This window comes from Roseovarius sp. MBR-6, assembly GCF_040547525.1.
GTDB lineage: Bacteria > Pseudomonadota > Alphaproteobacteria > Rhodobacterales > Rhodobacteraceae > Roseovarius.
Window position 1 is genome coordinate 18,371 of the sequence record NZ_JBEPPW010000009.1, and the last position, 24,157, is coordinate 42,527.

At 66.6% G+C, this 24,157-nt stretch carries 24 protein-coding genes; 20 read left to right on the forward strand and 4 right to left on the reverse strand.

What is annotated here, in order from left to right; translation table 11 throughout:
- Positions 1–133 precede the first annotated feature (133 nt).
- On the reverse strand, positions 134–853 hold the full coding sequence (locus ABIE57_RS12340) for a metallophosphoesterase family protein (protein ID WP_354539327.1): 720 nt from the start codon (positions 851–853) through the stop codon (positions 134–136).
- A gap of 168 nt (positions 854–1,021) precedes the next feature.
- Positions 1,022–1,843, reverse strand: coding sequence for an ABC transporter permease (locus ABIE57_RS12345; protein WP_354539328.1), 822 nt, complete (start codon positions 1,841–1,843; stop codon positions 1,022–1,024).
- Between the two features lie 135 nt (positions 1,844–1,978).
- Between ABIE57_RS12345 and cysQ the strand changes: the two genes are divergently transcribed.
- The 5 genes from cysQ to ABIE57_RS12370 all read left to right on the forward strand — a co-directional run bounded on the left by cysQ (position 1,979) and on the right by ABIE57_RS12370 (position 6,697).
- The gene (gene cysQ / locus ABIE57_RS12350; RefSeq protein ID WP_354539329.1) at positions 1,979–2,776 is read left to right on the forward strand and encodes a 3'(2'),5'-bisphosphate nucleotidase CysQ; all 798 of its coding nucleotides are present in this window, start codon (positions 1,979–1,981) and stop codon (positions 2,774–2,776) included.
- A gap of 5 nt (positions 2,777–2,781) precedes the next feature.
- Positions 2,782–3,582, forward strand: coding sequence for a 3-deoxy-manno-octulosonate cytidylyltransferase (locus ABIE57_RS12355; RefSeq protein ID WP_354539330.1), 801 nt, complete (start codon positions 2,782–2,784; stop codon positions 3,580–3,582).
- A 151-nt stretch (positions 3,583–3,733) separates the two neighbouring features.
- The gene (gene galU / locus ABIE57_RS12360; protein WP_354539331.1) at positions 3,734–4,627 is read left to right on the forward strand and encodes a UTP--glucose-1-phosphate uridylyltransferase GalU; all 894 of its coding nucleotides are present in this window, start codon (positions 3,734–3,736) and stop codon (positions 4,625–4,627) included.
- 20 nt (positions 4,628–4,647) lie between these two features.
- On the forward strand, positions 4,648–5,631 hold the full coding sequence (gene galE / locus ABIE57_RS12365) for a UDP-glucose 4-epimerase GalE (protein ID WP_354539332.1): 984 nt from the start codon (positions 4,648–4,650) through the stop codon (positions 5,629–5,631).
- 43 nt (positions 5,632–5,674) lie between these two features.
- Positions 5,675–6,697, forward strand: a complete 1,023-nt coding sequence (locus ABIE57_RS12370) for a glycosyltransferase family 2 protein (RefSeq protein ID WP_354539333.1) — start codon at positions 5,675–5,677, stop codon at positions 6,695–6,697.
- On the opposite strand, the gene ABIE57_RS12375 is transcribed toward ABIE57_RS12370, so the two are convergent.
- Positions 6,694–7,287 (reverse strand): HD domain-containing protein, encoded by a 594-nt coding sequence (locus ABIE57_RS12375; protein WP_354539334.1) that lies wholly within the window; start codon positions 7,285–7,287, stop codon positions 6,694–6,696. The two genes, ABIE57_RS12370 and ABIE57_RS12375, sit on opposite strands and share 4 nt — an antisense overlap.
- Before the next feature lie 126 nt (positions 7,288–7,413).
- Between ABIE57_RS12375 and ABIE57_RS12380 the strand changes: the two genes are divergently transcribed.
- Entirely contained in the window at positions 7,414–8,388 is a 975-nt protein-coding gene (locus ABIE57_RS12380; RefSeq protein ID WP_354539335.1) for a KpsF/GutQ family sugar-phosphate isomerase, read from the forward strand.
- 7 nt (positions 8,389–8,395) lie between these two features.
- On the opposite strand, the gene ABIE57_RS12385 is transcribed toward ABIE57_RS12380, so the two are convergent.
- Positions 8,396–10,348, reverse strand: a complete 1,953-nt coding sequence (locus ABIE57_RS12385; RefSeq protein WP_354539336.1) for a 3-hydroxyacyl-CoA dehydrogenase NAD-binding domain-containing protein — start codon at positions 10,346–10,348, stop codon at positions 8,396–8,398.
- A gap of 142 nt (positions 10,349–10,490) precedes the next feature.
- On the opposite strand from ABIE57_RS12385, the gene ABIE57_RS12390 reads away from it, so the two are divergent.
- The 14 genes from ABIE57_RS12390 to pcaF are packed head-to-tail and all read left to right on the forward strand — an operon-like array spanning position 10,491 to position 24,094.
- Positions 10,491–12,788, forward strand: a complete 2,298-nt coding sequence (locus ABIE57_RS12390; RefSeq protein ID WP_354539337.1) for a bifunctional salicylyl-CoA 5-hydroxylase/oxidoreductase — start codon at positions 10,491–10,493, stop codon at positions 12,786–12,788.
- Positions 12,785–13,504, forward strand: coding sequence for an SDR family NAD(P)-dependent oxidoreductase (locus ABIE57_RS12395; protein WP_354539338.1), 720 nt, complete (start codon positions 12,785–12,787; stop codon positions 13,502–13,504). Before ABIE57_RS12390 ends, ABIE57_RS12395 begins: the two co-directional genes overlap by 4 nt.
- Positions 13,501–13,968, forward strand: a complete 468-nt coding sequence (locus ABIE57_RS12400) for a MarR family winged helix-turn-helix transcriptional regulator (RefSeq protein ID WP_354539339.1) — start codon at positions 13,501–13,503, stop codon at positions 13,966–13,968. Before ABIE57_RS12395 ends, ABIE57_RS12400 begins: the two co-directional genes overlap by 4 nt.
- Positions 13,965–14,768: an enoyl-CoA hydratase family protein gene (locus tag ABIE57_RS12405; protein WP_354539340.1), complete on the forward strand. Its 804-nt coding sequence runs from the start codon at positions 13,965–13,967 to the stop codon at positions 14,766–14,768. Before ABIE57_RS12400 ends, ABIE57_RS12405 begins: the two co-directional genes overlap by 4 nt.
- Positions 14,768–15,925, forward strand: a complete 1,158-nt coding sequence (locus ABIE57_RS12410; protein WP_354539341.1) for an acyl-CoA dehydrogenase family protein — start codon at positions 14,768–14,770, stop codon at positions 15,923–15,925. Before ABIE57_RS12405 ends, ABIE57_RS12410 begins: the two co-directional genes overlap by 1 nt.
- Positions 15,922–17,544, forward strand: a complete 1,623-nt coding sequence (locus ABIE57_RS12415) for an AMP-binding protein (protein ID WP_354539342.1) — start codon at positions 15,922–15,924, stop codon at positions 17,542–17,544. The genes ABIE57_RS12410 and ABIE57_RS12415 overlap by 4 nt, the downstream gene beginning before the upstream one ends.
- A 38-nt stretch (positions 17,545–17,582) precedes the next feature.
- On the forward strand, positions 17,583–18,713 hold the full coding sequence (locus ABIE57_RS12420; RefSeq protein ID WP_354539343.1) for an ABC transporter substrate-binding protein: 1,131 nt from the start codon (positions 17,583–17,585) through the stop codon (positions 18,711–18,713).
- 57 nt (positions 18,714–18,770) lie between these two features.
- Positions 18,771–19,691 carry a branched-chain amino acid ABC transporter permease gene (locus ABIE57_RS12425; RefSeq protein ID WP_354539344.1) on the forward strand — a complete coding sequence of 307 codons (921 nt, stop codon included), beginning with the start codon at positions 18,771–18,773 and terminating at the stop codon, positions 19,689–19,691.
- Positions 19,688–20,671 carry a branched-chain amino acid ABC transporter permease gene (locus ABIE57_RS12430; RefSeq protein ID WP_354539345.1) on the forward strand — a complete coding sequence of 328 codons (984 nt, stop codon included), beginning with the start codon at positions 19,688–19,690 and terminating at the stop codon, positions 20,669–20,671. The genes ABIE57_RS12425 and ABIE57_RS12430 overlap by 4 nt, the downstream gene beginning before the upstream one ends.
- A complete protein-coding gene (locus tag ABIE57_RS12435) occupies positions 20,664–21,413 on the forward strand; it encodes an ABC transporter ATP-binding protein (protein WP_354539346.1) in 750 nt (249 codons plus the stop codon). The genes ABIE57_RS12430 and ABIE57_RS12435 overlap by 8 nt, the downstream gene beginning before the upstream one ends.
- Positions 21,410–22,096, forward strand: a complete 687-nt coding sequence (locus tag ABIE57_RS12440) for an ABC transporter ATP-binding protein (protein ID WP_354539347.1) — start codon at positions 21,410–21,412, stop codon at positions 22,094–22,096. Before ABIE57_RS12435 ends, ABIE57_RS12440 begins: the two co-directional genes overlap by 4 nt.
- Entirely contained in the window at positions 22,096–22,503 is a 408-nt protein-coding gene (locus tag ABIE57_RS12445) for an acyl-CoA thioesterase (protein ID WP_354539348.1), read from the forward strand. The genes ABIE57_RS12440 and ABIE57_RS12445 overlap by 1 nt, the downstream gene beginning before the upstream one ends.
- Positions 22,500–22,895, forward strand: a complete 396-nt coding sequence (locus ABIE57_RS12450) for a RidA family protein (protein WP_354539349.1) — start codon at positions 22,500–22,502, stop codon at positions 22,893–22,895. The genes ABIE57_RS12445 and ABIE57_RS12450 overlap by 4 nt, the downstream gene beginning before the upstream one ends.
- A complete protein-coding gene (gene pcaF, locus ABIE57_RS12455) occupies positions 22,892–24,094 on the forward strand; it encodes a 3-oxoadipyl-CoA thiolase (protein ID WP_354539350.1) in 1,203 nt (400 codons plus the stop codon). Before ABIE57_RS12450 ends, pcaF begins: the two co-directional genes overlap by 4 nt.
- The last annotated feature ends 63 nt before the right edge of the window (positions 24,095–24,157 follow it).

The following is a 24,157-nucleotide window of genomic DNA, read 5'->3' on the forward strand; positions in this document are numbered from 1 at the left end:
GAGGAGATGACGCTGGCCGAGCTGTCGAAGACGTGAGCCGGTGAATGTCCGGCTCCGTCGGTCACGATCAGAGGCAGAGGCAGCGTGACCCTGCATCATGATGAATTCTCTCAACGCGTTTGAAATCCGGGCCTCAGGTCTGAAGGAAGGTCACATCGCCATCCCGAACGATCGCTGCGGTAAGGCGCGCGGTGGCATAGGCCCCCGTGTCGATGGCAATACGCCCGCCCGAGACCTGCGGCGCGTCAACGATCGTGTGGCCATGGATCACCCATTGCCCGTCCGTGCGCGGTTCCTTGCGAAATGCGGGATGGCCCCAGAGGAGCACGTCCTCGGCCTGTGCCGCCATCGGCTCTGCGGGGTCGGCCCCGGCATGAACGGCCCAGACATTACCGCTCTGCCATGTCAGCGGGCGCGCGCGCAGCCAGTCGATCATCGCGGGTCCCATGGCCTCGATCAGCGCCGCGCGCATGTCGAAAACCGCGTCGATGTCATTCAGGCGGCCTTGTGGCGACGGCACGCCAAAGCTTGCGAGCGTCTGCAAACCACCATTGCGCAGCCAGCGCGCGGTATGGGTTTCGGGCTCGTCCAGAACGTCGAGCATCATGCGCTCGTGATTGCCCATCAGGCAGGTGATCCGCAGCGGATCATGCGCCGTCGCGGACATGAGCATCTTGACCACCTCGCGGCTGTGGTCGCCCCGGTCCACGTAATCGCCCAGAAACACCACCGGCAATCCGTTGGCCTGCGCTTCGATCAGCGGGTCGAGCGCATGGAGAAGATCGGCGCGCCCGTGCACGTCGCCGATCGCCACAAAGGGCTGATCGGGCAGGACAGGGGGCGGCTCCTCCACGGGCCCGATTGGCGCGCGTCGTGTCAGAAATCGGGAAATAAACTGTCTCATTCGGTCAAAAGCCCACCTTTTCCGCGCACCGACATGTTGCGGACCGGGTTGTCAACCCGGCTTGGGCATATAATAGGTGATCATCGGCGCCTGGGCAAAGCCCCCGCGCATCGTCCCTCAGCGGCGGGCGTCCCAGGAGAGCGACGCATGACGGCGCGTGTAGAACTCGCCGATCAACCCGAGCATCACCAGAACGAGGCCGATGTAGATCGGATACATGAGCGAGGTCTTGTGTGGAAAGTAATTGATAAAGACAAAGCCACGCGCCTGGTCGATGTTGTGAAAGAGCGGATTCCAGGAAAACATGTTGTACATGAACGGTGGCAGCGTGTTGACGACGAACATCTTGCCCGACGCAATCATGTTGGCGCGCTGGTAGATCATCTGGAACAGACTGACGAAGCCCGGGAACCACGGGCGCAGCGCCAGCAGCACAAGGCCCACCGCGCAGCCTGTGAACCACGCCATCATCACCATGCCAAAGGCATAGATCGGCTGGTAGATCGTTATCGGAACGAAAACGGTATGATAGACGAAAAGCACGATAATGAGCGACAGCACCTGGATGTAGAGCGAGCCGAGCGCCGCCGACGCGATCGAGATCGCGGTATTCATCGGCGCGTGCTGCATCATCGGTGAGGCTGGCCCGGCGGCCCCCGACACGGCCCCGACCGCCTTGATATGGGTGAGATAGATAAAGATCCCCGACATCATGAACAGCAGGAAATCGCCGCGCATTTTCGCCCCCTTGAGGCCGAGCACGGTGAAGAGCAGGTAGAAGGACAGCACCATGATGATCACGGTCATGATGTTCAAGAACAGTGCCATGAAAGCGTTGTTGTGGGTCTTTCGGATGCTGTAGACGGTGTCGTGATAGATCAGTTCCAGAATGGTAAAAGCGGACTGGAGGGATGATTTCGGGCGTGCCGTCCTGAACATCGTGTCTCGCCTTTCGCCTCCGGGCCTGCGTCCAATGGTTTCTTGCCGTTGTCGCACACCCGTATCATAACGACGCGCGAATGACTCACGCAATAGCACCGCAAGATGGCGGCAAACAGGCAAAGGAATGGCGATTTGGAGTATGAACGACTTGTCACGGTGATGCGGCGGCTGGCGCTGGAGGCGGGCGCGCGCATCATGGAAATCTATGACGCGGACGATTTCGACGTGAAGGTGAAATCAGACGCAAGCCCCGTGACCGAGGCCGACGAGGCCGCCGATGCGCTGATTTCCGCCGGTCTGCGGGCGGAATTTCCCGACGTGGCGCTGGTGACCGAGGAACAGGCCGCCTCGCACGGGCAGAGTGTGAGCACTTTCCTGATCGTCGATCCGCTGGACGGGACCAAGGAATTCATCAACCGGCGCGGCGATTTTACCGTCAATATCGCCTATGTCGAGGACGGACAGCCCACCCGTGGTATCGTCTATGCGCCAGCCAAGGGCCGGATGTTCTACACCCTTGCGGGTGGTGGCGCGGTCGAGGAAACCGGGCCGTTCGACCCCGAGACGCCGGGCAAGACGCACCCCATCGCGGTCTCTTCGCCCGACAATGGCGCGCTGATGGTGGTGGCCTCCAAATCGCACCGTGATCAGGCGACGGACGACTATATCGGCAAATATGCCGTCCGCGACATGACGAGCGCGGGCTCCTCGCTCAAGTTCTGCCTCGTGGCAACCGGCGAGGCCGACCTTTATCCGCGCCTTGGCCGCACGATGGAATGGGATACCGCCGCGGGCCACGCCGTTCTCTTGGGCGCGGGCGGGCGCGTGCTGCGTTTCGATGACCTGACGCCGCTCGGCTATGGCAAGCCGGGGTTCGAGAACCCGTTTTTCATCGCCTGCGCGCCGGGCGTCGACCTCAAGCAAGGCTGAACCCCATGCCCGTTCTCATCGCCATTCCCGCGCGCTACGCCTCGACCCGATATCCGGGCAAGCCGCTGGTGCCACTCACCGGCGCGGGCGGAGAGGCACGTACGCTGATCGAACGCTCGTGGCGCGCGGCGATGGCCGTCCGGGGGGTTGACCGGGTGGTGGTCGCCACCGACGACGCGCGCATCCGCGACGCGGCAGAGGCGTTCGGCGCCGAAGTGGTGATGACGTCCCATGCCTGCGCCAACGGCACCGAGCGGTGCGCCGAGGCCCATGCGGCCCTTGGCAGCGGGTATGAGATCGTCGTCAATCTTCAGGGTGACGCGCCGCTTACCCCGCCGTGGTTCATCGAGGAACTCGTGGCTGGTCTGCGCGCCGACCACGCCGCCGAGGTGGCAACGCCGGTGCTGCGCTGCGACGGGCGCGCGCTCAACGGTTTTCTGCAAGATCGCGCCGGGGGCCGCGTCGGCGGCACCACCGCCGTCTTCGACCGGCGGCACCATGCGCTCTATTTCTCCAAGGAAGTGATCCCATATACGGGCACGCACTACGATGATGCAGCCCCCACCCCGGTCTTTCACCATGTCGGCGTCTATGCCTACCGCCCTGACGCGCTTGCGGGCTATCCGGGCTGGACACCGGGGCCTCTGGAGGGGCTGGAGGGGCTGGAACAGTTGCGATTCCTCGAGAACGGGCGCTCTGTGCTCTGCGTCGAGGTCGAGGCGCGCGGGCGACAGTTCTGGGAACTCAACAACCCCGAGGACGTGCCGCGCCTTGAGGCGATGATGCGCGAGATGGGTCTGGACTGACGCCCGATACCGACGCGGACATGCGTTCCGCGCGGTTTTTCTCGCTTATGCACCACATCAACACAATAAATTCAAACTTTCCCCTTAACACAGTGCAAAACGTTTCTCTGTTATGTATGTTGTGTGAAAAAAGAGGTCGTGGGAGCAGATGATGCGCAGACGGGTAACAAAGGCGATTTTTCCGGTAGCGGGCCTTGGCACACGATTCCTGCCCGCAACCAAATCGGTTCCCAAGGAAATCATGACACTGGTGGACCGCCCGCTCGTCCAATACGCGATTGACGAGGCGCGCGCAGCGGGGATCAAGGAATTCATCTTCATCACCTCGCGCGGCAAAAGCGCGCTTGAGGATTATTTCGACAATGCCCCGCAGCTTGAGCAGGAATTGCGTCGCAAGGGCAAGGACGAGCTTCTGGAGATCCTGAAATCCACCAACATGGACTCGGGCGAGATTGCCTACATGCGCCAGCACAAGCCGCTCGGTCTCGGTCACGCGGTCTGGTGCGCGCGGCGCTTCATCGGCAACGAGCCCTTCGCCGTGATCCTGCCCGATGACGTGATCGCCGCCGAAAAGCCATGCCTGCAACAAATGGTCGAAGCCTATGACGAGACCGGCGGCAACATGGTCGCGGCCATGGAAGTGCCCGACGCGATGACCAAATCCTACGGTATCCTCGACGTCAAGGATGACATGGGCAGTCTCGTGTCGACCAAGGGGATGGTGGAAAAGCCCGAGCCGGGCACGGCACCGTCGAACCTTGCCGTGATCGGGCGCTACATCCTGACGCCCACCGTGTTGCAGAAGCTCAACAAGAAACAGACCGGCGCGGGCGGAGAGATCCAGTTGACCGACGCCATCGACGCCGCGCGCGAGGACGGCGAAGAGGTCTACGGCTACCGCTTTCAGGGGCAACGGTTCGACTGCGGCTCCAAGGCGGGTTTTCTTCAGGCGACGGTCGCCTTCGCGCTGGCACGCGACGATCTGCGTGACGACCTGTGGAACTACATCACCGACATGGTCCATGCGGACAAGGCCGCGCAATAAGGCGCGGCGCGGGGGCGGGTTTGAGCAATATTCTGGTCACCGGCGGCGCGGGCTATATCGGCAGCCACGCCTGCAAGGCGTTGGCGCAGGCAGGCTATACCCCCGTCACCTATGACAATCTCTGCACCGGTTGGCGTGACGCCGTGAAATTCGGGCCCTTCGAGGAGGGTTGCCTGACTGACCGTGCGCGGCTCGATCAGGTCTTTGCCGCCTACCAGCCGCAGGCGGTGATGCATTTCGCCGCCCTGAGCCAGGTGGGAGAGAGCATGCGCGCGCCGGGCCTTTACTGGCACAACAACGTGGCCGGATCGCTCTGCCTGATCGAGGCGGCGGTGGCGGCGGGATGCCTTGATATCGTGTTTTCCTCCACCTGCGCCACTTACGGCGATCAGGACAACGTGCTGCTTGACGAGGGTTGCGCGCAACACCCGATCAACGCCTACGGGGCCTCCAAACGCGCCATCGAGGACATGCTGCGCGATTTCGAGGCGGCGCATGGGCTGCGCCACGTGATCTTCCGCTACTTCAACGTGGCGGGTGCCGACCCCGAGGCCGAGGTGGGCGAGTTCCACCAGCCAGAGACGCATCTTGTGCCGCTTGTGCTGGACGCAATCGCCGGACGGCGCGACGCGCTCACGATCTTCGGCACCGATTACGACACACCCGATGGCACCTGCATCCGCGATTACGTGCATGTGATCGACCTGGTCGAGGCGCATGTTCTCGGGTTGCGCTGGCTGGAGGCGGGGCGCGGCAGCCGGGTGTTCAACCTTGGCACGGGGCACGGGTTTTCCGTGCGCGCGGTGATCGAGGCCGCCGAGGCAGTGACCGGCGCGACCGTGCCGGTGATCGAGGGCGCGCGCCGTCCGGGTGATTGCACGCGGCTCGTTTCCGGCTCGACGCGGGCGGGAGCAGAGCTTGGCTGGACGCCCGAGCGCTCGACCCTGCACGAGATGATCGAGGACGCGTGGCGCTGGCACGAGGCTGGACATTACGACAAATAGCCCCGACGCTGCCCGCCGGAGCATCGAGACCGGCAGGAACGGCATGGGGCTGTTGAACGACTTGGGCATGGCCTATCGGCTGCGCTGGCGGCGGCGGCGTCTTTTGGCGCGGGCGGTGGCGAAGCGGCGGCAATTGACGGCTGTCGACAATCGCACCGGACAGATCGCGCGCGGCGAAATCCTGTGCTTTGCCACGGTGCGCAACGAGGCACTGCGCCTGCCGCATTTCCTCGACCACCACCGCCGTCTGGGCGTGGGCCATTTTCTGATGGTGGACAACGACAGCAGCGACGGCACCCGCGCCCTGCTCGCCTCGCAAGCGGATGTCTCGCTCTGGCGCACGTCGCACAGCTACAAGCGCGCGCGCTTTGGCATGGACTGGCTGACATGGCTGATGATGCGGCACGGTCACGGGCACTGGTGCCTGACGCTCGATGCCGATGAATGCCTGGTCTACCCCTATCACGACACCCGCCCCCTGCCCGCGCTCTGCGGCTGGCTCGAGGCGCAGGGGCGTGTCTCCATGGGCGCGCTGATGCTGGATCTGTATCCGCGCGGCCCGCTTTCGGCGCATCCCTATCGCGCGGGCAGCGATCCGTTCGAGACGCTCAACTGGTTCGATGCCGGGAATTATTCCATGCGCCGCAAGCCGGATTTGCAGAACCTCTGGATTCAGGGCGGCCCGCGCGCGCGCATGTTCTTTGCCGCCGATCCCCGCCGCGCGCCCACCATGGGCAAGGTGCCGCTGGTCAAATGGCACTGGCGCTATGCCTATGTCAGCTCCACCCATTCGGCCCTGCCGCGCCACCTTAACCATGTCTATGCCGATGACGGGGGGGAACTCACCTCGGGCGTGCTGTTGCACTCGAAATTCCTAAACACGGTGGTGGACCGCGCGACCGAGGAAAAGCACCGGCAGGAGCATTTCGCCAACAGCGCGCTTTACGAGGGCTATTACGACGCGCTCGCCGCCGACCCGGACCTGTGGTGCGCGCGCTCCACGCGCCTCACCGGCTGGCGTCAGCTTGAGGGGCTGGGGCTCATGTCGCGGGGGGGGTGGGTCTAACCCATCTCCGCCATGAGATCCCCGAACCGCGCAAGATAGGCCGCGCGCGTCCCGACCGGCGGGCGCAGGGTGAGGGAGAGGCCCGTTATCACCGAAGGCTCCGGCTTGCCGAAGAAGCGGTCGGCTTCGGCCACCGAGAAGCCCGCGATTTCCGTGGCCTCCATCCAGGCGCTGATCTTGTCGGCGCGCTTGATCTGCTTCTTGATCAGCGCGGGCAGCGCGGCGGGCAGGCCGAACCGGATATGGATTGCCGCCGCCAACCGCTTGTCAAGCTCGTCATAGCCCGGCCCGACGGCGTTCTTCACCGGCGAAATCATGTCGCCGATCACGTATTCCGGCCCGTCATGCAACAGCGCGGCCAGACGCCATTTCGCCGAGATGCCGGGGCTGAGCCGGTCAAAGAGCCGCTCCACCAGCAGCGAATGTTCGGCCACGGAATAAGGAAAATCGCCCTGCGTCTGCCCGTTCCAGCGCGCAACGAAGCTGAGACCGTGGGCGATATCCTCGATCTCGATATCGACGGGCGTCGGGTCGAGCAGGTCGAGCCTGCGGCCCGAGAGCATCTTTTGCCAGGCGCGGGGTTGCGGCATGGGGCCTCCGGGGTTGCGAGTGGCCTTGATTAGGCCCCTGCCCCCGCCTGTGCAAGGGCATGGCTGGACCATGGCCCGTTCCGGCGCTATGGCGGGGCGCGATGCGCAGTGCGAGAGGATGCGGCGATGACCGGACTGGCCAAAGAGGATCACGACAGGATACGCAGCGTGGCGGCACGGGTGCTGCGCGCCGAGGCCGAGGCGCTCATGGCGATGGCCGATTGCCCGCCCGAGGGCTTTGCCCGCGCGACGCGGATGATCCTTGCGGCCAAGGGCCGGGTCGTCACCTCCGGCATGGGCAAATCGGGCCATATCGCGCGCAAGATCGCGGCGACGCTGGCCTCCACCGGCACCCCTGCCCTCTTCCTGCATCCCGGAGAGGCGAGCCATGGTGATCTGGGCATGGTGGCGGCGGGCGATGTCTGCATCCTTCTGTCCAATTCCGGCGAGACGCGGGAACTGTCGGACCTGATCCAGTATACCCGCCGTTTCGACATTCCGATGATTGCCATCACGCGGGTGGCGGACAGCACGCTGGCGCGGCAGGCCGATGTCGCGCTCATCCTGCCCGACAAACCCGAGGCCTGCGCCATCGGCATGGCCCCCACCACCTCGACCACCTGCACGCTGGCGCTTGGCGATGCGCTGGCCGTGGCCCTGATGGAGGAGCGCGGATTCAAGGCCGACGCGTTCCATGTCTTTCACCCCGGCGGCAAGCTCGGCGCGCAATTCGTGCGGGTGCGCGACGTGATGCATACGGGTGCGGCCCTGCCACAGGTCGCGCCCGAAACGCCCATGGGCGAGACCCTCATCGAGATGAGCGCCAAGGGCTTCGGCATCGCCGCGCTGACCGAGGACGGCATATTGCGCGGGGTCATCACCGATGGCGACCTGCGGCGCAATCTCGACGGGTTGATGGGGTGCAACGCGGGCGCGGTGGCCACCCGCGATCCGCGCACCGCCACGCCCGACATGCTCTTGTCAGAGGCGCTCGGGGTGATGAACCGTCACAAGATCGGCGCGCTTTTCGTGGTGGAAGAGGGCAACCGCCTGTGCGGCCTTGTCCATATCCACGACTGTTTGCGCGCGGGCGTGGCCTGAGCGCGGCCTACCCGTCGCGCGCGAACATCGGCCCGCCTTTCCAGCGCGGAAAGCCGAAGGCGTTGACCATGACCACGTCGATATCGGCGGCGCTCTGCGCGATCCCCTCGTCGAGGACGCGCGCGCCCTCCTCCCGCATGGCCGCAAGCAGGCGCACCATGATCTCGGTTTCGGGGATGGGCTGGCGGGCAATACCCTTGCGCGTCGATTCAGCAAGGATCAGCGCCTCGGTCCCCGGCGCGGGCTGCGCGCGCCCATCCCCGTCATAGCGGTAATAGCCGCGCCCTGTCTTCTGCCCGAAATGCCCCGCCTCGCAGAGCCGGTCGCCGATATCGACATAGCGCTCGGCGGAGTCGCGGGTGGCGGCGCGGCGTTTGCGCATGGCCCATGAAATATCGAGGCCGGAAAGATCCTGCATCCGGAAAATCCCCATGGGGAAACCGTAGCTCTCCATCGCGGCGTCGATCTCCCACGGGAGCGCGCCATCCTCGAGCATATACTCCGCCTCCCGGCGATAGCGCGACATGATGCGATTGGCGATGAACCCGTCGCAGACCCCGGCGATGACGGGGATCTTGCCAAGGCGCCTGGCCAATGCGAGGCCCGTTGCCAGCGCGCTGTCGTCAACTCCCTCGGGCGTCACGATCTCGAGCAATTTCATGATATGGGCGGGGGCAAAGAAATGCAGGCCCAGAATACGCGCGGGGGTATCCGTCGCGCGGGCAATTGCGGCCACGTCCAGATAGGAGGTGTTGCTGGCAAGCACCGTATCGGGCCGCGTGACCCGGTCGAGTTCGGCAAAGACCTCGTGCTTGATCGCCATATCCTCGAACACCGCCTCGATCACCAGATCGGCCTTGGCAAGGGCCTCGTAGCGGTCACGCGCAGCAAAACCGGCAAGGCGGGCGGCGTGCGCCTCGGGCGTGATCTTGCCGCGCTTGAGCGCCCCGTCGAGGAGACCCGCCACCCGCGCGCGCCCCGCCTCGGCGGCGCCCTCGTCGCGCTCGATCATGGTGACGCCCAGCCCGGCAAGAAGGCAGGCAGCGGCGATCCCGGCCCCCATCGTGCCGCCGCCGATCACGCCGACATGGGCAAGCGGGCGCGGGGCGACCCCCTTGAGCCGGTCAAGCCGCCCCGCCGCACGCTCGGCAAAGAAGACATGGCGCAGCGCCCTTGACTGCCCGCCGTCGCGCAGCGCCTGAAAAAGCGCGCGCTCGGCGCTCAGCGCCTCGGCCACGGGCAGGGTTTGGGCGTTGCGCAACGCCTCGATGGCGGCCAGCGGCGCGCGTTGTCCGCGCGCGCGTCTGGTGTGTTGTGCCGCCACGGCATTGAACGCGCCTGCGGCACTCTCGGGTCTGGGCGGGCGGTCATCGAGCGGGGCGGGCAAGGGTCGGTCAGCGGCCCTGTGCGCAAGGGCGCGCGCGTCAGTGACCAGATCACCCTCGGCGATGGCGTCGATCAATCCCAGCTCCCGGGCACGCACCGCCGACACCGGCGCACCCGAGGCGATCATCTCAAGCGCGTGATCGGCGGCAATGAGGCGCGGCAGGCGCACCGTGCCGCCCGCGCCGGGGACAAGGCCAAGCGTCACCTCGGGCAGGCCGAGCGCGGCACCCGGTGCCGCGATGCGGTAATGACAGGCAAGCGCCGTCTCCAGCCCGCCACCAAGGGCCGTGCCATGGATGGCGGCCACCCAGGGTTTCGTCGCCGCCGCGATCCGGGCCAGCACATCGGGCAGGTGCGGCGGCTTCGATGGCTGGCCGAACTCCCGGATATCGGCCCCGGCAATGAAGGTGCGCCCGGCACAGGCCAGCACAACGGCGCGCACGGCGCTCTCCCCCTCGGTGCGCGCGACCGCCTCGCACAGGCCCTGCCGCACGGCATGGCCGGTCGCGTTCACCGGCGGGTTGTCGATGGTGACAAGCGCGATGCCGTCGCGCGTCTCGATATGGACGGTCATCCGGGGCCTCCTTTGGCGTCTTTCCCCTGTATCATTCAGGCTTGAATATTTCAAGCTTGAAATAAAAGCGGGCCCGTTTTAGCATCAGGCCAGGAACCAGGCGAATCGTCGGTCTGCGACGGCGCGATAGGGAGGGCTGAGGATGCGTGTTGCCTGTCTTGGGGGCGGCCCTGCGGGGCTTTATTTCGCCATCTCGATGAAGCTGCGCGACCCCGCGCACGAGGTTGTGGTGATCGAGCGCAACCGCGCCCGCGACACCTTTGGCTGGGGCGTGGTGCTCTCGGACGACGCGCTCGACAACCTCAAGGAAAACGACCCCCAGAGCGCGCAGGCGATCCGCGACCACTTTGCCTATTGGGACGATATCGCGGTGGTGCATGGCGGCGTGCGCACTGTCTCCGGCGGGCATGGTTTCGCCGGGATCGGGCGGCGGCAGATGCTCATCCTCTTGCAGGACCGCGCCCGCGAACTGGGCGTCGAGCTGCGTTTCGAGACCGAATTCGCCAGCGCCGAGAGCTACCGGCAAGATTACGACCTTGTCGTCGCCTGCGACGGCATCAATTCGCGCGTGCGCAATGAATACGCCGATATCTTCCGCCCCGATATCGACATGCGCGAATGCAAGTTCGTCTGGCTCGGCACCCACCAGAAATTCGACGACGCCTTCACCTTCATCTTCGAAAAGACCGAACACGGCTGGGTCTGGGCGCATGTCTACCAGTTCGACGACAACACAGCGACCTTCATCGTCGAATGCCAGCAGGGCACCTGGGACCGTTGGGGATTCGAGGCCATGTCCAAGGAAGAGACGGTCGAAACCTGCCGCCGCATCTTCGAGGCGCATCTGGGCGGGCATGAGCTGATGTCGAACGCGGCGCATCTGCGCGGCTCGGCCGTCTGGATGAATTTTCCCCGCGTGATCTGCGAGAAATGGCATCACGAGAATGTCGTGCTGATGGGCGACGCGGCGGCGACCGGGCATTTCTCGATCGGCTCCGGCTCGCGCTTGGCCTTTGACAGCGCGATTTCGCTGGCCAGCTACCTGCATTCCGAGCCGAGCATGCAAGCGGCGTTCGAGCGCTATCAGGACGAGCGCCGGATCGAGGTGCTGCGCCTGCAATCGGCGGCGCGCAACAGCCTTGAATGGTTCGAGCAGGTCGAGCGGTATCTCGATCTCGACCCGGCGCAATTCGCCTATTCGCTGCTCACGCGCTCGCAGCGCATTTCCCATGAAAACCTGCGTCTGCGCGATCCGAAGTGGCTGGAAAGTGCCGAGCGGTGGTTCCAGACCCGCGCGGGCGTTGACGCGCAGGCCCCGGTGCGCGCGCCGATGTTCGCGCCGTTCAGGCTGCGTGACATGGCGCTCAAGAACCGCATCGTGGTCTCGCCGATGGCGCAATACAAGGCGGTGGATGGCTGCCCGACCGACTGGCATCTGGTGCATTACGGCGAACGCGCCAAGGGCGGCGCGGGGCTTGTCTATACGGAAATGACCTGTGTCAGCGCGGAGGGCCGGATCACGCCCGGCTGTCCCGGCCTCTACGCGCCCGAGCACGAGGCGGCGTGGCGGCGGCTGGTGGATTTCGTCCATACCGAGACCGACGCGCGGATCTGCTGCCAGATCGGCCATTCGGGACGCAAGGGCTCGACCCGGATCGGCTGGGAGGGGATGGACCGGCCTCTGCCTGACGGCAATTGGGAGGTCATGTCAGCCTCAGCCCTGCCATGGTCGCGCGCGAACGCCACCCCGCGCGAGATGACCCGCGCCGATATGGAGCGCGTCCGCGATCAGTTCGTCGCGGCGGCGGACATGGCGGCGCGCGCAGGTTTCGACATGATCGAGCTGCACGCGGCGCATGGCTATCTCCTGTCGTCCTTCATCTCGCCGGTCTCGAATATCCGCGCCGATGCCCATGGTGGCAGTCTGGAAAACCGTCTGCGCTATCCGCTCGAAGTGTTCACCGCGATGCGCGCCGTCTGGCCCGGGGACAAGCCGATGTCGGTGCGCATTTCGGCCAATGACTGGATGGGCGACGAGGGCGTGACGCCCGCAGAGGCGGTGGAGATTGCCCGCGCCTTTCACGGGGCCGGGGCCGACCTCATCGACGTGAGTGCGGGGCAGACCACGCCTGACGCGCGCCCCGTCTATGGCCGCATGTTCCAGACCCCGTTCAGCGACCGTATCCGCAACGAGGCGGGTATCCCCACCATGGCCGTGGGCAATATCCACGAGGCCGACCACGCCAATTCGATCCTGATGGCAGGGCGCGCCGATCTGGTGGCCGTGGGCCGCCCGCATCTGAGTGACCCTTACTGGACGCTGCACGAGGCAGCGCGCATCGGCGACCGCGACGCCCCCGACTGGCCGTTGCCCTATCTCGCGGGGCGCGATCAGCTCTGGCGGCTCGCGGACCGCGAAGCGGAGGTGTTGCGCGCATGAGGCGGGTTCTGGTCACGGGGGGCGGCTCAGGGATAGGGCGCGCGATTGCCCGCGCCTTTGCCGCGGCGGGCGATGAGGTCACGATCGCCGGACGGCGGCCCGGACCCTTGCAGGAGACGGCGGAGGGCCATGCCATGACCTGCCGCCTGGCCGATGTGACCGACGAGGCGCAGATCGAGGCACTGTTCGAACGCCCCTATGACGTGGTCATTGCCAATGCCGGAACGGGCCGCGCGGGCAAGCTCTCGGAGGTGACGCTCGACGACTGGACCCGGACCCTTGCCGTCAATCTCACCGGAACGTTCCTGACGTTTCGCGCGGGCCTGCGGGGCATGGGCGCGGGCGGGCGGCTCATTGCCATCGCCTCGACCGCAGCGCTCAAGGGCAATGCCAGCGTGCCTGCCTATACCGCGGCCAAGCACGGCGTGCTGGGTCTGGTGCGCTCGGTCGCGCTCGAGGTGGCCCGGTCCGGTATCACCTGCAACGCGATCTGTCCGGGCTTCACCGAGACGGAAATGGCAGACACCGCCATCACCGGGCTGATGCAGCGCCTTGACCTGGACCGCGACACCGCAACCGCCATGGTGGTCGCGGGCAACCCCATGCGCCGCCTCATCGCCCCCGAGGAGGTGGCGGCCGCCGCGCTCTACCTCGCCTCTCCCGCTGCGGGTTCGGTCAATGGCCACGCGCTCTCGGTCTCGGGGGGCGAGGCATGATCGGGCGGGCACAGGCAGAGGCGCAGGACCTCTCCAAGGATCGGCTACGCTTGTGGCTGCGGCTCTTGAAGCTCACCAGCGGGATCGAGGCGGGGTTGCGCCGCAACCTTCGGGAGGCGCACGACACCACCCTGCCGCGCTTTGACGTGATGGCGGCGCTCGCGCGCCATCCCGAGGGGCTGCGGATGAGTGAGCTTTCCAGCTATCTGCGCGTTTCGAACGGCAATGTGACCGGCATCGTGGACCGGCTGACCGAAGAGGGGCTCGCGCTGCGTATGGCGGTGCCCGGCGACCGGCGCGCGCAGACGGCGCGGCTGACGGCGCGGGGGCGCGAGGTGTTCGACCGCCTTGCCGCCGATCATGAGGGCTGGGTTGACGCCGCACTCGGCGCGCTCGACGGGGCCGAGATCGCCACCATGACGCGGCTCGTCAAGCAGGCGATGGCACGGGAGGGCCAAGAATGAATATCCATGAGACCACCCATTTCCGCTGCGAGATCGCGGGCGGCATTGCGCGCATCGCCCATGACCGGCCCGAGCGCAAGAACCCGTTCACCTTCGACAGCTACGCCGAGATGCGCGACTGGTTCCGCGCGCTCAGCTACGCCGAGGATGTGCACGCGGTGGTGATCCTGCCCAATGGCGGCAATTTCAGTTCAGGCGGCGATGTCCACGAGATCATCGGCCCGCTGACGCGGATGGACATGAAGGGCCTGCTGAATTTCACCCGCATGACCGGCGATCTGGTGCGCGCGATGATCCATTGCGGCAAGCCGATCATCGCGGCGGTGGACGGGGTTTGTGCCGGGGCGGGTGCGATCCTCGCCATGGCCTCGGACCTGCGGATCGCCACGCCATGCGCGAAAACCGCGTTCCTGTTCAACCGCGTCGGGCTGGCGGGCTGCGATATGGGGGCCTGCGCGATCCTGCCGCGCCTCATCGGGCAGGGCCGCGCGGCGGAACTGCTCTATACCGGGCGCAGCATGAGCGCCGAGGAGGGCGAACGCTGGGGCTTTTTCAACCGCCTCGTTGCGCCCGAGATGCTGGAGATGGAGGCGCTGGCGCTGGCCGGCCGGATCGTCGCGGGACCGACTTTTGCCAATTCCATGACCAAGACGATGCTGGCGCAGGAATGGTCGATGAGCCTCGATCAGGCGATCGAGGCCGAGGCACAGGCGCAGGCGATCTGCATGCAGGGCCGCGATTTCACCCGCGCCTACGAGGCCTTCGTCGCCCGCGAAAAACCCGTGTTCGAGGGCGATTGATGGCCGATCACACCTATCTCGACTGGCCGTTCTTCGACGCCCGTCACCGCGACTGGGCCGCGCGGGTGGAGGCTGTTGCGGCCAAACTTGCCGTCGATCACACCGACACCGATGGCGCCTGTCGCGCGCTGGTGCGCGATCTGGGCGCGGCGGGGCTGCTCGAGGCGACGGCCAGCCTTGATGGCCCGCTCGACGTGCGCGCGCTTTGCCTGGCGCGCGAGACGCTGGCGCGCCACGACGGCCTTGCGGATTTCGCCTTTGCCATGCAGGGGCTTGGGACCGGCGCGCTCTCGCTTTTCGGCTCTGACGCGCAAAAGGCCCGCTGGCTGCCGCGCACGCGCAGCGGCGCGGCGATTGCCGCCTTTGCCCTCACTGAACCCGGCTCCGGCTCGGACGTGGCCAATTCGACCATGACCGCCACGCGCGACGGCGGCGATTATGTGCTCGACGGTGAAAAGACCTGGATTTCCAATGGCGGCATCGCGGATGTCTATACCGTTTTCGCCCGCACCGGCGAGGCCCCCGGCGCGCGGGGCCTTTCGGCCTTCGTGGTGCCTGCCGACACGGCCGGGCTGAGCGTGGCCGAACGGCTGGAAACCATTGCGCCGCACCCGCTGGCACGGCTGCGCTTCGATGGTTGCCGCATCCCGGCAAGGGCGCTCATCGGGGCACCGGGGCAAGGCTTCAAGATCGCCATGTCGGTGCTCGATGTCTTTCGCTCCACCGTCGCCGCTGCCGCCCTCGGATTTGCCCGCCGCGCGCTGGACGAGGCGCTGGCCCGCGTCACCACCCGCCATGTGCAGGGCGCGCCGCTGGCTCAACTCCAGATGGTGCAGGGCCATATCGCCGACATGGCGCTCGATGTCGATGCCGCCGCCCTGCTGATCTACCGCGCCGCCTGGGCCAAGGACCGGGGCGCGCCGCGTGTCACGCGAGAGGCGGCGATGGCCAAGCTTTTCGCCACCGAAACGGCACAAGAGGTCATCGACCGCGCCGTGCAGCTTCATGGCGGCGACGGGGTGCGCGCGGGCGAGACGGTTGAGCGGCTCTACCGCGAAATCCGCGCCCTGCGCATCTACGAGGGCGCAAGCGATGTGCAGCGCGTGGTGATCGCGCGTCAGACGCTGGCCGCCCATGAGGGAGGGAAAGAGGCATGAGACCATCAGCCCATACCGACACCTTCACGCGCGACAACCTGCCTCCAAAGGACCAATGGCCCGACCTGCTGCTGGACGGGTTCGATTACCCCGACCGCCTCAACGCCGGGGTGGAACTGACCGATGCGATGGTGGCGCGGGGCTTTGGCGACCGCACCGCGCTCATTGGCAACGGGCGGCGGCGCACCTACAAGGAGCTGACCGACTGGACCAACCGGCTTGCCCATGTCCTTGTCGATCATCTGGGCGTCAGGCCGGGCAACCGCGTGCTGATCCGCTCGGCCAACAACCCGGCGATGGTGGCCTGCTGGCTGGCGGTGACCAAGGCGGGCGCGGTCGCGGTCAACACCATGCCGCTCTTGCGCGCGGGCGAGTTGGCGAAATATATCGAGAAGGCGGAAATCAGCCACGCGCTGTGTGATACGCGGCTGATGGACGAGTTGGCGATTGCCGCCAGGGACAGCCCGTTCCTGCGCACCGTCGCGGGCTTTGACGGCACCGCCAATCACGATGCCGAACTGGACCGGCTGGCGCTGGAAAAGCCCGTCACGTTCGACGCCGCCGACACCGCGCAGGACGATGTGGCGCTCATTGGCTTCACCTCGGGGTCCACCGGCAACCCCAAGGCGACTTTGCATTTTCACCGCGATCTTCTGATAATCGCGGACGGCTATGCGCGCGAGGTTCTGGGGGTGACCCCCGAGGATGTCTTTGTCGGCTCGCCGCCCTTGGCCTTTACCTTCGGGCTGGGGGGGCTGGCGATTTTCCCGCTGCGTTTCGGGGCGTCGGCGGCACTTCTGGAAAACGCCTCGCCGCCGAACCTGATCGAGATCATCGAGAAATTCCGCGCCACGGTCTGCCTGACCGCGCCGACCGCCTATCGCGTCATGCTGCGCGCGATGGAGGAGGGCGCGGACCTCAGCAGCCTGCGCGCCGCCGTCTCGGCGGGCGAGACCCTGCCCGCCCCCGTCTACGAGGAGTGGCAGGCGAAAACCGGCAAATCCATGCTCGACGGCATCGGCGCGACCGAGATGCTGCATATCTTCATCTCCAACCGCTTCGGCGATCACCGCCCCGCCTGCACCGGCAAGCCGGTCGCGGGTTACGAGGCCAGGGTTCTGACCGAGGACGGGCAGGAGGCTGCCCCGGGCGAGATCGGGCGGCTTGCCGTGCGCGGGCCGACCGGTTGCCGCTATCTGCATGGCGAGCGGCAGGCCGAGTATGTGCAAAACGGCTGGAACATCACCGGCGACAGCTTTACCCGCGACGCCGAGGGCTATTTCCACTTTGCCGCGCGCAATGACGACATCATCGTGAGTTCCGGCTACAACATCGCCGGGCCCGAGGTGGAGGCGGCGTTGCTCGCGCACCCGGCGGTGGCCGAATGCGCCGTGATCGGCGCACCCGACCCCGAGCGCGGCGCCATCGTCGAGGCGCATGTGGTGCTGGCCGAGGGCCACGCGCCTTCGGAGGCGATGATCGCGGACTTGCAGGCGCATGTGAAGGCCGTGATCGCGCCGTTCAAATATCCCCGCTCGGTGATCTTCACGAAGGGGCTACCCAAGACCGAGAGCGGCAAGATACAAAGATTTCGCCTGAGGCCGGGCGCTGCGACATGACGAGGGAAAATGGCCAGAACCAAAAGGGAGAACCGACAATGAAAAAACTGATGATGAGCGCGGCGGCGCTGGCGCTTGCCGCCACGGGCGCGGCGGCCGAGGTCAAGGTGGGGATGATCACCACGCTTTCGGGCGGCGGCGCGGGGCTTGGGATCGACGTGCGCGATGGCTTCATGCTGGCGATCGAGCAATCGGGGCGCAGCGATATCGAGGTGGTGATCGAGGACGATCAGCAAAAGCCCGACATCGCGGTGCAGCTTTCCGACAAGATGATCCAGTCCGAGAAGGTCGATGTGCTGACCGGCATCATCTGGTCCAACCTCGCCATGGCGGTCGTTCCGGGCGCGGTCGCGCAGGGCAAGTTTTACCTCTCGCCCAATGCCGGACCGTCGGCTCTGGCGGGCAAGGGCTGTCACCAGAACTATTTCAACGTGGCCTGGCAGAACGACAACCTGCACGAGGCGGCAGGGGCCTATGCCAATTCGGCGGGCTACAAGAACAGCTTCATCCTCGCGCCCAACTATCCGGCGGGGCAGGACGCGCTCACCGGCTACAAACGGTTCTATGAGGGCGAACTGGCGGGTGAGCTTTACACCCAGCTTGGCCAGACCGATTACGCCGCCGAGATCGCCCAGATCCGCGCCAGCGGGGCGGATTCGGTGTTCTTCTTCCTGCCCGGCGGCATGGGGATTTCGTTTCTGAAGCAATATGCCGATTCGGGCGTGGGCCTGCCGGTCGTGGGTCCCGCCTTCAGCTTCGATCAGGGCATCTTGCAGGCCGTGGGGCCGGCCGCACTTGGCGTGGTGAACACCTCGCAATGGTCCAAGGACCTCGACAACGCCGCCAACGTGGCCTTTGTCGAGACGTTTCAGGCCAAGTATGGCCGCCTGCCCTCGCTCTATGCCAGCCAGGGGTTCGACACCGCGAACCTGCTGGTTTCGGCGCTGGAAAAGGCCGATGTGTCGGACGCCGACGCCTTCCGCGAGGCGCTGCGCGCCGCCGATTTCGCCTCCACGCGCGGCGCGTTCCGCTTCGGGCCGAACCATCACCCGATCCAGAACATCTATGCCCGCGAGGTGATCCAGGAGGGCGATGTGTTCACCAACAAGGTGATCGGTGTCGCGCTCGAGGATCACGGCGACGCCTACGCCGCCGAGTGCAAGATGTAAGCGCGCGCGCCCCGGCCTTCGGGCCGGGGCGCTGCGGCGGGGAATGAAAGGCGCACCATGTCCGGCATCCTGATCGCAGAGCAGATCCTCAACGGGCTTCAGTCCGGGGTGATGCTGTTTCTCATGGCCGCGGGGCTCACGCTCATCTTCGGGGTGATGGGGCTCATCAATCTGGCGCATGGCTCGCTCTACATGGTGGGGGCCTTCGCCGCCGCCTGGGTCGCGGGGGCGACCGGCTCTTTCGGGCTCGCGCTGATTGCGGCGCTGGCGGGCGCGGCGCTGGCGGGGGTGCTGATCGAGGTGCTGGTGATCCGGCGGCTCTACCGGGCCGCCCATCTCGATCAGGTGCTGGCGACCTTCGCGCTGATCCTCATCTTCTCGGAGGGCACGCGCTATGTTTTCGGCTCCTTCCCGCTCTTTCTCGATGTGCCGGGGGCGCTCTCGGGGCCGGTGACGCTGCCGGGGGGGATCCAGTATCCGCTTTACCGCCTCACCCTCATCGGTGTGGGCCTTCTGGTCGCGCTCTTTCTGTGGTGGCTCACGGCGCGCACGCGCATCGGCATCCAGATCCGCGCGGGCGAGAATGACCGCGAGATGATCGCAGCCCTCGGCGTGGACATCTCGAAGCTCTATACGCTGGTCTTTGCCCTCGGCGCGGCGCTGGCGGGGCTTGCCGGGGCGCTGGTGGGCGCAATCCAGTCGGTGCAGGTCGGCATGGGCGAGCCGGTGCTGATCCTCGCGTTCGTGGTGATCGTGATCGGCGGGATCGGCTCGATCAAGGGGGCCTTTGTCGGCGCGCTGCTGGTGGGGCTCACAGATACGCTGGGCGGCATCTTCCTGCCCCAGGCGTTCAAGCTTTTCATGGCCCCCGACGTGGCCACGCAGACCGGCTCGGCGCTGGCCTCGATGGCCATCTACATCGTCATGAGCCTTGTCCTGATCTGGCGGCCCTCGGGCCTTTTCGGAGCGCGCGCATGATCCCCGAACGCCTTGTAACGCTTGCCGTTCTCGCGGGGCTGGCCGGTGTCGCGCTCTGGGCGCTGGCGGTGGATCAGCCCTTCACCATCACGCTGGCCACCCGCGCCGCGATCCTTGCGCTGGCGGCCGTGGGCCTCAACATCGCGCTTGGCATCGGCGGGCTGGTCAGCCTTGGCCATGCTGTCTTTTTCGGTCTCGGCGGCTATGCCATGGGCATCCTCGCCTATCACGCGCAGACCTATACCACGCTCGATCTGGGGCCCTTTTCCATCGCGGGCAGCAAGTCCATGCCGTTGATCTGGCTGGTGGCGGTGGTGGCCTCGGCACTGGCCGCACTGCTGATCGGGCTGCTGAGCCTGCGCACCTCGGGGGTCTATTTCATCATGATCACCCTCGCCTTCGGCCAGATGTTCTATTACTTCGCCATCTCCTGGAGCACCTATGGCGGCGAGGATGGCCTGTCGGTCTATGTGCGCAACGGCTTTCCGGGGCTCAATACGCTCGACCCGATCCAGTTCTTCGGCCTGTGCTTCGTGCTTCTGTGCGGCGCGCTGCTGGTCTTTGCCCGGCTGCGCGACGCGCCCTTCGGCCTTGCGCTCAATGCCGCGCGGCAGGTGCCCGCACGGGTCGAGACGGTGGGCCTCTCGCCCCTGCGGCTCAAGCTGGTGGCCTTCGTCATCTCGGGCGCGATCACCGGGCTTGCGGGCGCGCTTTTCGCCGATCTCAACCGGTTCGTCAGCCCGACCATGTTCAGCTGGCAACTCTCGGGCGAATTGATCGTGCTCATCGTCATCGGCGGCGTGGGGCGGCTGATGGGGCCGGTGATCGGGGCCTGCCTCTTCGTGCTGCTCGAACACTGGCTGGGCGCGCTGACCGCGTTCTGGCATATCTGGCTGGGGGTGATCCTGCTGGGCATCGTTCTCTTCGCGCGCGGCGGCATCGTGGGGATGCTCACCGGAAAGGCAGGGCCGCATGTCTGAGACCATCCTTGCCACCCACAACCTGATGAAAAGCTTCGGCGCGCTCCGGGCCACCGACGATGTGTCGATCGACCTGCGCGCGGGCGAAATCCATGCCCTCATCGGCCCCAACGGCGCGGGCAAATCGACGCTGATCGCGCAGATCTCGGGCGGGCTGCGGCCCGATGCGGGGCGCGTCATGCTGATGGGCCGCGACGTGACGCAGGACGGCACCGCGACCCGCGCCCGCGCGGGGCTTGGCCGCACCTTCCAGATCTCGGCGCTGGCGATGGAGGACAGCGTGCTTGAAAACGTCCTGCTGGGCGCGCTCGGGGCCGAGGGGCGGCCCTGGCGGTTCTGGTCGCGCGCCACGGGGGACGAGGATCTGCGCGCGCGCGCCATGGTCGCGCTGGAGCGTGTCGGGCTGGCCGGGGACCATGACAAGCGCACCTCGGAATTGAGCCACGGCCAGCGCCGCCAGCTTGAAGTCGCCGTGGCGCTGACGCTCCGCCCGCGCGCCTTTCTCATGGACGAGCCGATGGCGGGGCTTGGCGCGGGCGGCTCCAAACGCCTGACCGGGTTCCTCGACGGGCTGCGCGACGAGGCCCCGATCCTGCTGGTGGAGCATGACATGGACGCGGTTTTCGCGCTTGCCGACCGGATCAGCGTGCTGGCCTCGGGCCGTGTCATCGCCTCCGGCACGGTGGCCGAAATCCGCGCCGACCGCGCCGTGCGCACCGCCTATCTGGGAGAGGAGGCATGAGCTTGCTGAATCTCCACGGGCTGACGGCCAGCTACGGCACCTCTCAGGCGCTTTTCGGTGTCGATCTGGAGATTGCAGAGGGTGAGGTGGTTGCGCTCATGGGCCGTAACGGCATGGGCAAGACCACCACCGTCAAGGCGATCTGCCGCATGATCCAATCGGGCGGCCATCTCAGCCTTGCGGGCCAGGACCTGCACCCCTTGCCCAGCCACCGCGTCGCGCGGCTGGGTGTCGGGCTGGTCCCCGAGGGGCGGCGCTGTTTCGCCGATCTGACGGTGCATGAAAACCTGATCGCCGCCGCGCGCCCCGGCGACTGGACCGAGGTGCGCGTGACCGCGCTTTTCCCGCGTCTGGGCGAGCGGCTGACGCAGCGCGCCGCCTCGCTCTCGGGGGGCGAGCAGCAGATGCTGGCCATCGGGCGGGCGCTGATGACCAATCCGCGCCTTCTGATCCTCGACGAGGCGACCGAGGGCCTTGCCCCCATCGTGCGGCAGGAAATCTGGTCCGCGATCCGGGCGCTCAAACGTGACACACAGCTTTCCATCCTGCTCATCGACAAATCGGTGCGCGAGCTTGCGGGCGTGTCGGACCGCGCCGTGATTCTGGAGCGCGGGCGCACCGTCTGGGCGGGGGCCATGGATGATCTTACCCCTGACCTCAGCGAACGTTACGTGGGGGTGTGATGGGCTATCACGTCACGCAAAAGGTGCTGTTCCGCCACTGCGACCCGGCGGGGATCGTGTTCTTTCCGCGCTATTTCGAGATGGTGAACGACTGTCTCGAGGGCTTCTTCGCCGACGAGCTCGACTGGCCGTGGGAACGGCTGCACGGCCAGGGCGCGGTGCCCACGGTGCAGATCGACACGCGGTTTTCCGCGCCGTCGCGCCATGGTGAAACGCTGATCCTGCGTCTGGCCATCCGCGCCGTGGGGCGCACCTCCCTGACCTATCTCCTTACCGCCGCCTGCGACGGCGAACCCCGCTTCGAGACCCGCGCCACCCTCGTCCTGATCGGGCCGGGTGGCCGCCCCGTGCCATGGCCCGATGCGATCCGAGACAAACTGACCCAGAGAACGGAGCCAACCCCGTGACCCACAAGATCATTCAGCCCGACGGCTGGCTGCCCGCCAAGGGCTATGCCAACGGCGTGCTCACGCGCGACGGCGTGCTGCACATCGGCGGCCAGATCGGCTGGACCGGTGAGCAGCGTTTCGAGAGCCACGATTTCATAGGCCAGATGCGTCAGGCCCTGCACAACATCCGCGCCATTGTCGAGGCGGCGGGCGGCAGGGTCGAGGATGTCACCCGCCTGACTTGGTTCGTGACCGACAAGCGCGAGTATCTCGCGCGTCAGCCCGAGGTCGGTGCCGCCTACCGCGAGGTGTTCGGGCGGCATTTTCCGGCCATGTCCATGGTCGTGGTCGCGGGTCTGATCGAGGACGAGGCGCTGGTCGAGATCGAAGCCACCGCGCATCTGCAATGACCCGCGTCTTTGTCTGCGACTATATCCGCAGCCCCATCGGGCGCTATGGCGGCGCGCTGGCGGCGATGCGCGCCGACGATCTGGCCGCGCATCCCGTTCAGGCGCTGATGGCGCGGCAGCCCGATCTCGACTGGGCGGCAGTGGATCAGGTGGTGATGGGTGCCGCCAATCAGGCGGGCGAGGATAATCGCAACCTCGCGCGCATGGTGGTGCTGCTCGCGGGCCTGCCCGAGAGCGTGCCCGCCCACACGATCAACCGGCTCTGCGCCTCGGGAATGGATGCGGTCATCGCGGGCGCGCGCCAGATCCAGTGCGGCGAGGGTGATCTGGTCATCGCAGGCGGCTCCGAAAGCATGAGCCGCGCGCCCTTCGTGATGCCCAAACCCGCCACCGCCTATGACCGCCGCGCGGAAATCCACGACACCACGATCGGCTGGCGCTTCGTCAATCCGGTGATCGCGGCCCGCTTCGGCACCTGCTCCATGCCCGAGACCGCCGAAAACGTGGCCGAGGCCCATGGCGTCAGCCGCGAAGATCAGGACCGCTTTGCGCTGTCCAGCCAGACCCGCGCGGCCCGCGCCATCGACAGCGGCCGCATGGCCGAGGAGATCGCCCCCGTGACCCTGCCGCAGCGCCGGGGCGCGGCCGTCATTGTCGACCGCGATGAACACCCCCGCGCGACCACGCTTGAGAAACTCGCCGCCCTGCCCACGCCGTTCCGTGCGGGCGGCAGCGTGACGGCGGGCAATGCCTCGGGCGTCAATGACGGCGCGGCGGCGCTGCTTCTGGCGTCGGAACGCGCGGTGGCGCGCCACGGCCTTACGCCGCTCGCGGAATATGTCGGCGCGGCCTCGGCGGGTGTGGCACCGCGCGTCATGGGCATCGGCCCCGTTCCGGCGGTCACGCGACTTTGCGAGCGGCAAGGGGTGGCGGTGGCGGAGATCGAGTTGATCGAGCTGAACGAGGCCTTCGCCGCACAGGCCATCGCCACCTGTCGCGCGCTTTCCCTCGACCCGTTCGCGCCGCATATCAACCCGCGCGGCGGGGCCATCGCGCTCGGCCATCCCCTTGGCATGTCAGGCGCGCGCCTTGTCGGCACGGCGGCCCTGGCCATCTCGAAGGGCGAGGCCGCCATGGCCATCGCCACGCTCTGTGTCGGTGTCGGTCAGGGCGTCGCGGTGCTCTTGCGGCGCGCATGACGGCTTGCAGACGCCCATTGGCATGAAATGCCCCTCGCAACTGGCCCTAACCCCGCCCGACCG

Coding starts and splice junctions, on each gene's coding strand:
- ABIE57_RS12345 (WP_354539328.1), bottom strand. CDS start 1,843: ATGTTCAGGACGGCACGCCCGAAATCATCCCTCCAGTCCGCTTTTACC.
- ABIE57_RS12355 (WP_354539330.1), top strand. CDS start 2,782: ATGCCCGTTCTCATCGCCATTCCCGCGCGCTACGCCTCGACCCGATAT.
- galU (WP_354539331.1), top strand. CDS start 3,734: ATGCGCAGACGGGTAACAAAGGCGATTTTTCCGGTAGCGGGCCTTGGC.
- ABIE57_RS12370 (WP_354539333.1), top strand. CDS start 5,675: ATGGGGCTGTTGAACGACTTGGGCATGGCCTATCGGCTGCGCTGGCGG.
- ABIE57_RS12375 (WP_354539334.1), bottom strand. CDS start 7,287: ATGCCGCAACCCCGCGCCTGGCAAAAGATGCTCTCGGGCCGCAGGCTC.
- ABIE57_RS12380 (WP_354539335.1), top strand. CDS start 7,414: ATGACCGGACTGGCCAAAGAGGATCACGACAGGATACGCAGCGTGGCG.
- ABIE57_RS12385 (WP_354539336.1), bottom strand. CDS start 10,348: ATGACCGTCCATATCGAGACGCGCGACGGCATCGCGCTTGTCACCATC.
- ABIE57_RS12390 (WP_354539337.1), top strand. CDS start 10,491: ATGCGTGTTGCCTGTCTTGGGGGCGGCCCTGCGGGGCTTTATTTCGCC.
- ABIE57_RS12395 (WP_354539338.1), top strand. CDS start 12,785: ATGAGGCGGGTTCTGGTCACGGGGGGCGGCTCAGGGATAGGGCGCGCG.
- ABIE57_RS12400 (WP_354539339.1), top strand. CDS start 13,501: ATGATCGGGCGGGCACAGGCAGAGGCGCAGGACCTCTCCAAGGATCGG.
- ABIE57_RS12405 (WP_354539340.1), top strand. CDS start 13,965: ATGAATATCCATGAGACCACCCATTTCCGCTGCGAGATCGCGGGCGGC.
- ABIE57_RS12410 (WP_354539341.1), top strand. CDS start 14,768: ATGGCCGATCACACCTATCTCGACTGGCCGTTCTTCGACGCCCGTCAC.
- ABIE57_RS12415 (WP_354539342.1), top strand. CDS start 15,922: ATGAGACCATCAGCCCATACCGACACCTTCACGCGCGACAACCTGCCT.
- ABIE57_RS12420 (WP_354539343.1), top strand. CDS start 17,583: ATGAAAAAACTGATGATGAGCGCGGCGGCGCTGGCGCTTGCCGCCACG.
- ABIE57_RS12425 (WP_354539344.1), top strand. CDS start 18,771: ATGTCCGGCATCCTGATCGCAGAGCAGATCCTCAACGGGCTTCAGTCC.
- ABIE57_RS12430 (WP_354539345.1), top strand. CDS start 19,688: ATGATCCCCGAACGCCTTGTAACGCTTGCCGTTCTCGCGGGGCTGGCC.
- ABIE57_RS12435 (WP_354539346.1), top strand. CDS start 20,664: ATGTCTGAGACCATCCTTGCCACCCACAACCTGATGAAAAGCTTCGGC.
- ABIE57_RS12440 (WP_354539347.1), top strand. CDS start 21,410: ATGAGCTTGCTGAATCTCCACGGGCTGACGGCCAGCTACGGCACCTCT.
- ABIE57_RS12445 (WP_354539348.1), top strand. CDS start 22,096: ATGGGCTATCACGTCACGCAAAAGGTGCTGTTCCGCCACTGCGACCCG.
- pcaF (WP_354539350.1), top strand. CDS start 22,892: ATGACCCGCGTCTTTGTCTGCGACTATATCCGCAGCCCCATCGGGCGC.